Raw genomic sequence first — 604 nt, 5'->3', positions numbered from 1 at the left:
ATTAGGCATGAGCTTCACCGTTGCCCTGAAGGTGATTACTGCGCCATTATAGCTCAGGATCATGCCGATACTTGTCGGCATCGTTGTGGTCGGCACTCGATTTTAACGCCTAAGTTGAAGCGGATGGTAACTGAGAAGCTAAACCTAGGTTGGTCCCCTGAAATGGTCGGTTATGCCGTTCACTGTGCGCCACACACGATTTACCACTGGATTTATCAAAGACAAGTCGATTTTCAGCCAAGCCAACTCTTTGATCACGGTAAACGTCATAAAAGAAGACAAGACCTTCGGTCGCGCTATAACCAAGCAGTAGGCACCTCAATTGAGATTCGCAGTGAGTCAGCTAATCGGCGAACCGAAAAAGGACATTTAGAGATGGATACAGTTCGCGGTGGTCGCGGGTCAAAGGCTGCTGTTTTGACCATTGTCGATCGGGTGACACGTTTAATGGCGACAACTAAGCTTGAAAACTTATCACAAAATGCTGTTCTCAAGGGATTTGCAAGACTGATGGTGGACTTTCCGGGTCCGGTTCGATCAGTGACGGTTGATCACGGTAAAGAGTTTTCCTGCGATCAGGCGCTTACAAAGCGCTATCGGATAC

1 protein-coding gene is annotated in these 604 nt (G+C 48.0%); it reads left to right on the top strand.

Annotated features, from left to right (window positions below; translation table 11 throughout):
* Positions 1-604: IS30 family transposase (locus JZY04_RS21060; protein ID WP_370635149.1), on the top strand; the 604-nt coding region annotated here is incomplete at its 3' end.

The sequence above is a fragment of the Bacteroides sp. 11BF genome (assembly GCF_019633765.1).
Lineage (GTDB): Bacteria > Bacteroidota > Bacteroidia > Bacteroidales > Bacteroidaceae > Bacteroides > Bacteroides hominis.
This window is presented reverse-complemented; position numbering and strand designations above follow the sequence as displayed.